Genomic DNA, 7,567 nt, shown 5'->3' on the forward strand with positions numbered 1-7,567 from the left:
CGGGTCAGCAGGTGGAGTTGGTCTGGGTGAGCAGGCCCAGCCGCCACGGCAGGCTGTTGTAGTCACCGCCGGCGTTGGGATCCTTGCCCTGGTACAGGTACTGCAGCTTGCAGGCCGGGATCGTGAGCGTCTGGTCGTTGCCGGCGCGGATCATCTCACCGTGACTGATGTCCCGGGTCCAGGTACCGGCGGGGAACGCCACGTTGTTCGACTTGGCGAAGGGGTTGCCCTCGGACGCGGCCAGCGGTGACCACGAGCCGGCGAGGCTGTTCGAGGTCCAGGAGCGGAAGTAACGCCGGCCGTCCGAGGCGATGGCCTCGACGAGCAGCAGATACTGGTTACTGCCCTGCACCTTGTAGACGTTGCTCGCTTCGAACATGGCGTACTTGGAGTCCTGCGCCGCGATGACGGTGTTGGTGAAGCCGTTCGGGAACTGGCCGACGGTCGTCTGGGAGCGGTACAGGTGCCCGTTGTCGTCGGACGAGAACAGGTAGCAGTTGGCGCTGTCGCAGATCACCCACATGTCGACCCAGAAGCCGTTGCCGATGTTCTGCTTGATGATGTCCGGCATCGAGGAGTAGAAGTTGCGCGGGGCGCTCCACCCGTTCGGATTGCTGATGTCGGGGTTGGTGGAGTACGAGGCGTTGCCCGTCTGGTAGACGAGGTACCACAGGCGTTGCGGCGCGTAGTAGAAGACCTGCGGCGCGGCCCGGTAGCCGGTGCCGATGGCGGTGCGGTCGAGGTAGTGGTGCGTGGCCGAATTCGCCTGCGACCAGTCACTGAAGTTCAGGTACACGAGGTTGTACCCGGAGGAGCTCGCGGTGCTCGCGAACACGTGGTACTTGCCGTTGTGGTAGACGACCGACGGGTCCTTGATCCCGGCGATCCTGTGGGTCGCGTCCGGCTTGGGGGAGATCAGGGATCCGCTCGAGTTCCAGCGGAAGGAGGAGGGGAGTGCCGCGGCGGACCGGGCCGAACGGGTGTCGGGCCGCTGTGCCGCGGCCGTGCCGCCCATCGTGGTGAGCGTTGCCTGATAGGCGGGCTTCTTGTTGCCGTTGCGGTCGAACAGCAGCGGGTTCTCCCCGCTGCGCCAGGAGTCGCTGTCGCGGATGCCCCAGACGGTGATGCCGGTGCAGCGCGCCACGTTCATGCAGGACCTGACCGTGTTCGCGTACGCGTTCGGCGGCGCCTGCGCGATGTCCAGCTCGGTGATCTGGACGTCCACGCCGAGCGCGGCGAAGTTCGACAGCGTCGTCTGGAAGCTGCCGGGGGGACCGCCGGCGCCGAAGTGGGACTGGAGGCCGACGCAGTCGATGGGCACGCCGCGGGCCTTGAAGTCGCGGACCATGCGGTAGACGCCCTGGGTCTTGGCGTCGTTCCAGTTCTCGATGTTGTAGTCGTTGTAGCAGAGCTTGGCCGCCGGGTCGGCCGCCCGCGCGGTGCGGAAGGCCTGCTCGACGAAGCCGGTGCCCAGCACGTCCCGGAAGACCGAGCCGCGCATCTGGCCGCTGCCCCCGTCGGCGAAGGCCTCGTTGACCACGTCCCAGGAGTGGATCCGGCCCTTGTAGCGGTTCATCACCGTGGTGATGTGGTTGTTCATCACGCCGCGCAGCGTGTTCGCGTCCCTGATGCCCTTGACCCAGTCGGGCAACTGGGAGTGCCACACCAGCGTGTGGCCCCGCACGCGCTGTCCGCGGGACGTCGCGCCGTTCACGATCTGGTCGGCGGCGCCGAAGGTGAACTGTCCGCGGGACCGCTCGGTCGCGTCCCACTTCATCTCGTTCTCGGGTGTGACCGAGTTGAACTCGCGGCCCAGGATGCCGGTGTACGTGCCGTCGCCGAGCCGTCCGGCGGCCACCGCGGTCCCGAAGTACCGTCCGGATTGGGCCGCTTGAGCCCCGAGCGTGGAGGCCCGGACGCCGTCGGGCGCGTCGGGTGCGGCGGTCGCGGCACCGGGCGTCACCAGGGCGCCCAAGGCCAGCAGGGCTAACACCGACGCTCGGCGACGGCCGAGCCGTTTCAGCGGGTTCATGGTTCTCCTCGTGTTGGTGGGGGGTTGGGTGGTGCGGTCGGTGGGATCGGATCAGGGCGTCGACAGCTCGAACCGCGGGACGCGGACCGCGCCGCCGAGCGCCTGCGTGGCGTGGTTGAAGAGGGCGAATCGGTAGCCCATGAAGAACCGCCAGTCGTTGCCCAGGGAGAAGGCGGGCCCGAGGCGGGTGAAGTGGGTGCCGTCCGTGCTGTAGGAGAAGGTGCCGGGGCGTGCCGCTCCGGGGTGGATGTCCGCGCTCGCGCGCAGCCAGACGCGGCCGCCGGAGACGGGCGCGCTCGCGACCTCGGTGCCGGTGCCGGTGGTGCTCCAGTTGCCGTCCATGGTCAGCCCGTTGACCATCACCACCCGTGTCGCGCCGCCGTCGCGCTTGACGCCGATCCAGGCGGAGGAGTCACGCAGCAGCGCGAGTCCGGCCCGGTCTCCGTCCCGCATCGCCGAGAAGTCGAGCAGGGCCGTCGCGGTGGAGGTGGGCCCCTGGATGCGGTGCGTGAGGGTGTTGCGGGCCCAGTACAGGTCGTTGGTGACGGTCGCGGTCCGCAGGGTCAGTCCGTCGCCGACGGACCACTTGGAGTTGTCCGGGTTGTGGTTCCACTCCCACCTCGGCTTGAGGGTCGTGCCGTCGAACGTGTCGACACCGACCATGGGGGTGACCTGGCGGGGCGGAGTGGGCACGGCCGGACTGGGATACGAGGTGCCCCAGGCGCCGTTCACCAGTTGCACCATGGGCCAGCCGTCCGCAGTCCAGGTGACCGGCGCCAGGGCGGGCATCCGGCCGCCGGGGTAGGCGTCCACGAAGGCCATGTAGTACCAGGCGCCGCTCTGCGTCTGGACCAACCCACCCTGGTGCGGGACGCCGCCGCCGGGAATCGGCCCGCGCAGGTCGAGGAGGACCTGCCGCATCGTGTACGGACCGAAGGGGCCGCTCGACGACTTCAGGATGTACTGGCCGTTGGCCGGTCGGGTCAGGAAGATGTAGTACTGCCCGTTGATCTTGTAGAAGCGGGAGCCCTCCAGGGTGCCGACGCTCGACGGTGTGCTGAACACCTGCTGCGTGCGGACCTGGGTGCGCCCGTCGCGCGAGAGCTGGGCCACGCTGATGGTGGTGTTCCCGTACGCCACGTAGAGGGTGTCGTCGGTGTCGACGAGCAGCCCCGCGTCGTAGTAGGGCGTGCTGATGGTCGTGAGCCGGCTCCACGGGCCCTCGACGTCGGTGGCGGTGTAGATGTACGTCCTGGCGAAGTCGATCTGGCCGAGCCAGTAGAAGGTCCTGTTGCTCGGCCGGTAGGCGAGCGACGACGCCCAGACGCCCCGGACGTAGCCTCGGGCGCCGTTCAGGTCGTACTTGGCGCCGAAGTCGAGGACGGGCACCGAGTGACCGGCGATCTCCCAGTTCACCAGGTCGTACGAACGCAGGACAGGGGCGCCCGGTGAGTAGTGCATCGTCGAAGCGGAGGCGTAGTAGGTGGCGCCGACGCGGATGACGTCGATGTCCGCGAAGTCCTGCCAGATGACCGGGTTGGTGTAGGCCGGGGCGGCCGCGGCGCTCCGGGTGGCTGCGGCCAGCGGCAGGAGGGCACCGGTGACCAGGCCGGTGCCGGCGGCCAGCACCCGGCGACGCCCCACGGGTTGACGAGGGCATGACATATCCATGGGTCGCTCCCTCTGTTGTTCGAGATGGTGAACGGTTATCGACGGGTGAGCATCCTGGATGCTAGGGGGTTCAGAGCTCCCGTCAATACGTCTCGCATGATTCGTGCAACTCTCCGAAATTTTCGCTGACTCGGTGTCTGCCCTGAGGATGCCGGAAGGAATCCCGCACGGTCGTCGGAGTTGACAAGCCCGGCTACCTCCCTAGTATCCGTGGCGTCGACGATCGAAAGCAGGTCGAAATTTCGCGTGACCAGAAATGTCATGCACCTGCCGAAGATCGACGGCTGTACAGCAGCCATCCCTTGTCTTGTGCCGACCTCCTGCCGACGAAAGGACCCCACGGTGCCCAGACGATCAGGCAGACGACTGCTCCGTCTCCTCGCCGCCGCCGCGCTGACCATCACCGCGTCGGTGACGGCCTCCGCTCCGTCCACCGCCTCGGCCGCACCCGGCAGCCCGGCACTCACCCCGCCCCTGGGCTGGAACAGCTGGAACAGCTTCGGCTGCGGGATCACCGAAGCGCAGGTCCGCCAGGCCGCCGACGCGATGGTCTCCTCCGGCATGAAGGACGCCGGCTACCGCTACGTCGTGGTCGACGACTGCTGGTTCGACCCACAACGCGACGCGGCGGGCAACCTGCGCGCCAACCCCACCAAGTTCCCCAGCGGAATGAAAGCCCTCGGGGACTACATCCACAGCAAGGGCCTGAAGTTCGGTATCTACCAGGTACCCGGCGAACGCACCTGCGCGCAGACCAGCGGCGCCTATCCCGGATCGACGGGCAGCAAGGGCCACGAGACCCAGGACGCCAACACCTTCGCCTCATGGGGCGTCGACTACCTCAAGTACGACTGGTGCTCCTCCAGCGGCACCCGCGACGAGCAGGTCGCGCGGTTCAAGCTGATGCGCGACGCCCTGCGCGCCACCGGACGGTCGATCGTCTACAGCATCAACCCCAACAGCTTCCACGCCATCACCGGCGCCACGTACAACTGGGGCGAGGTCGCCGACCTGTGGCGGACGACCGAGGACCTGCTCGACATCTGGCAGAACGGCAACACCAACAGCTACCCGATGGGCGTCGGCAACGTCCTGGACGTCACCGCACCGCTCGCAGCGCAGTCCGGACCAGGACACTGGAACGACCCCGACATGCTCGTCGTCGGCCGCCCCGGCCTGTCCCTGACCGAGTCCCGCTCCCACTTCGCCCTCTGGGCACTGCTGAGCGCACCGCTCATGGCCGGCAACGACATCCGCACCATGTCCGCCGACGTGAGCGCGATCCTGCGCAACCCGCGTCTGCTGGCGGTGAACCAGGATGCGCTGGGCGCGGGCGGGCGCAGGGTGCGTGACGACGGCAACACCGAGGTGTTCGCCAAACCCCTGTCCGACGGTTCGGTCGCGGTGGGCCTGTTCAACCGGGGCGACGGCACGGCGACGGTCACCACGACAGCGGCGCAAGTCGGCCTCTCCGGCGGGCCGTTCACCCTCACCGACCTGTGGAGCGGCAGCACGGCGAACACCTCCGGACAGATCTCGGCGAACGTCCCCGCGCACGGTGTGGCCGTGTTCCGGGTGAGCGGGGGCGGCCCGCTGCCCGCCACCACCTCGCGGTTGCGCGGCACTGCCTCCGGCCGTTGCATGGACGTCGACAACGCCTCCACCGCCGCCGGAGCCGGCGTGCTGCTCTGGGACTGCCACACGGCCGCCAACCAACTGTGGACCACCTGGGCCGGCGGCGAGATCCGCGTCTTCGGCGACAAGTGCCTGGACGCCTACAACCAGGGCACCACCAACGGCACCCGGGTCATCACCTGGCCCTGCAACGGCCAAAACAACCAGAAATGGACCGTCGGCTCCGACGGGACGATCCGCAACGCCCACGCCGGCCTCTGCCTCGACGCCGACCGGTCCGGCACCACCAACGGAACCCCGCTGGTCCTGTGGACCTGCAACGGCCAGGCGGGCCAGAAGTGGACCCGCGCGTGAGGGACCGCTGTGTGAGAAGTGCCCTGGTTGCCCGGGGAGGTGGGCAACCAGGGCGAGGGCCGGTCGGTCAGGATTCCTCGACGGCGGTACCGGTGACCGAGTCTCCGGTCTTCGTGACCTTGTACGTGAGCTTGGCGCCACTGTAGAAGTGGAAGGTCAGCGTCGCCGGTTCGCCGTCACGCAGGGCTTTGAGGAATGCGGTGGTCAGGATGACCGTGCCCTTCGGGTAGTCCGGCGAGAAGGCCACGTTGAACTCCTGGTACGGAGTCCAGCTGGTCGGGCCCGCGTTGCCGCCGTCGGCGTACGTGGCCTCCATGGTGGCCAGCACGTCACCCCGGTACTTGGTGGGGATGGTGAACGCGTCGGTCTTGCCCGTGGCGTCGGAGAGCACCGGGGTGTCGTAGGTGACCACCTCGATCGGCCAGGGCAGGCCGCTCGAGAACCGGGCCTGGAGCGTGGCGTTGACCCCGTACGCGCGGTCGCCGGTCAGCCGGGTCAGCGCGCCGGCCGTGAGGACGAGCCGCTTCTTGTCGAAGAGGGTGTAGTCCCGGCCCTCGACGAGCTTGGTGTCGCCGTGCCACAGGCCCCGGAACTTGGTGCCGTTCGGATTCAGGGTGAGCCCCTTGGCCGTGATCGGTTCCGACTTCGGCACGAAGACCTTGTCGAAGGAGGCCGTGCCCGAACGGGTGGTCCAGCTGGACTTGATCCAGGCGAACAGGACGGGGTCCGTCCACTTCTGGGTCTCGCGGTTCAGGTAGGCCCAGGTTCCGGGGTCCCACAGCGCGGTGGTGACTCCGGCGAGGCGTGCCGCGTGTCCGAGGTGCTCGTAGTACTTCATCGCCTCACCCCGCTCCACACGGGAGGGATGGTTGTGGTCGGGGTAGCCGAGCAGGCCGTACTCGCCGACGTAGACGGGGATACCCCGGGCGACGAAGGTGTCGCGCATGCGGGCGAAGGCGTCGTCGAGGTCGTTCCGGGCGTCGTCGTCGTAGTGGGTGCCGCCCGCGACGTTCACGCTGAACGGGTACCAGCTGTAGTAGTGCACGGTGGCGACCAGCCGGCGGTCGTTCAGCGACTTGATCGTGGTGTACAGGTCGTCCATGAGGTCCTGGGACGGGGTGCCGCTCTGTGTCGTCAGGACGAGCAGGCGGTCCTCGTTCGCGCCGCCCGAAGCGCGGACGACCTTGTGGAACGAGGTGTTCAGCTCGTTCAGGAGCTGGGTCTTCTGCGCGGCCGTGGCGTTGTCGAAGCCCGGCTCGTTGACGCTCTCGAAGAGCAGGGTGCGCGGCTCGTCACGGAACGCGGCGGAGATCTGGGTCCACAGGGCGTTGTAGCGGGCGAGCACGTTGTCGTGGTCGGTGGAGATCTTGGAGATCCACTGCCATGAGTCGTGGTGGACGTTGAGCACGACGTAGAGGTTCTCGGCCTGTGCCCAGTCGACCACCTGCTTGACGCGGTTCATGTACGCGTCGTCGACGGCGTAGGGCGCGGTGGCGGACTGGTGTGCGCTCCAGGTCACCGGGATGCGGACGCTGCGGAAGCCCTCCACCCGGACGGTCCTGAACAGCTCCCGGGTGGCCTTGGGGTTGCCCCAGGACGTCTCGTCCGGAATCGCGTCCAGGGTGTTGCCCAGGTTCCAGCTGGGCTGCATCGCGGCGACGGCGTCCATGGCGCGGGCCGGGACCCCGACGGTGGAGCCTGCCTGCTGTGCCGTGCCGCCGGGCGCGGCGAGCGCGGTGCTGCCGGACAGACCCAGGATGACGAGCAGCACCATCAGCAGGCCGGCCAGGCGGCCGGGGCCGCGTCTGCGGCGGTGTGCGGGCTGCCGTATGTCCTTCATGTGGCATGCCTTTCGGGCGAGCGGAGGGGGAGGGG

General features: G+C 68.3%; 4 protein-coding genes. 1 reads left to right on the plus strand and 3 read right to left on the minus strand.

The genetic code is table 11. The features are described from left to right. Positions 1-4 precede the first annotated feature (4 nt). Complete coding sequence (locus CCL05_RS12450; protein ID WP_086560568.1) at positions 5-2,032, minus strand: glycoside hydrolase; 2,028 nt, start codon at positions 2,030-2,032, stop codon at positions 5-7. 51 nt (positions 2,033-2,083) lie between these two features. Then, on the minus strand, positions 2,084-3,697 hold the full coding sequence (locus tag CCL05_RS12455) for a glycoside hydrolase family 43 protein (RefSeq protein WP_086560569.1): 1,614 nt from the start codon (positions 3,695-3,697) through the stop codon (positions 2,084-2,086). Between the two features lie 348 nt (positions 3,698-4,045). Here CCL05_RS12455 and CCL05_RS12460 point away from each other — a divergent pair, with 348 nt between their 5' ends. Continuing rightward, the gene (locus tag CCL05_RS12460; protein ID WP_086560570.1) at positions 4,046-5,692 is read left to right on the plus strand and encodes a glycoside hydrolase family 27 protein; all 1,647 of its coding nucleotides are present in this window, start codon (positions 4,046-4,048) and stop codon (positions 5,690-5,692) included. Positions 5,693-5,759: 67 nt separating this feature from the next. On the opposite strand, the gene CCL05_RS12465 is transcribed toward CCL05_RS12460, so the two are convergent. Next, positions 5,760-7,532, minus strand: a complete 1,773-nt coding sequence (locus tag CCL05_RS12465; protein ID WP_086560571.1) for a cellulase family glycosylhydrolase — start codon at positions 7,530-7,532, stop codon at positions 5,760-5,762. Positions 7,533-7,567: the final 35 nt, after the last annotated feature.

The sequence above is a fragment of the Streptomyces africanus genome (assembly GCF_002150735.1).
GTDB classification, from domain to species: Bacteria; Actinomycetota; Actinomycetes; order Streptomycetales; family Streptomycetaceae; genus Streptomyces; species Streptomyces africanus.

Bases quoted from the DNA above. Each gene is read 5' to 3' on its own strand.
- CCL05_RS12450 (WP_086560568.1), bottom strand. From the start codon at position 2,032: ATGAACCCGCTGAAACGGCTCGGCCGTCGCCGAGCGTCGGTGTTAGCC.
- CCL05_RS12455 (WP_086560569.1), bottom strand. From the start codon at position 3,697: ATGTCATGCCCTCGTCAACCCGTGGGGCGTCGCCGGGTGCTGGCCGCC.
- CCL05_RS12465 (WP_086560571.1), bottom strand. From the start codon at position 7,532: ATGAAGGACATACGGCAGCCCGCACACCGCCGCAGACGCGGCCCCGGC.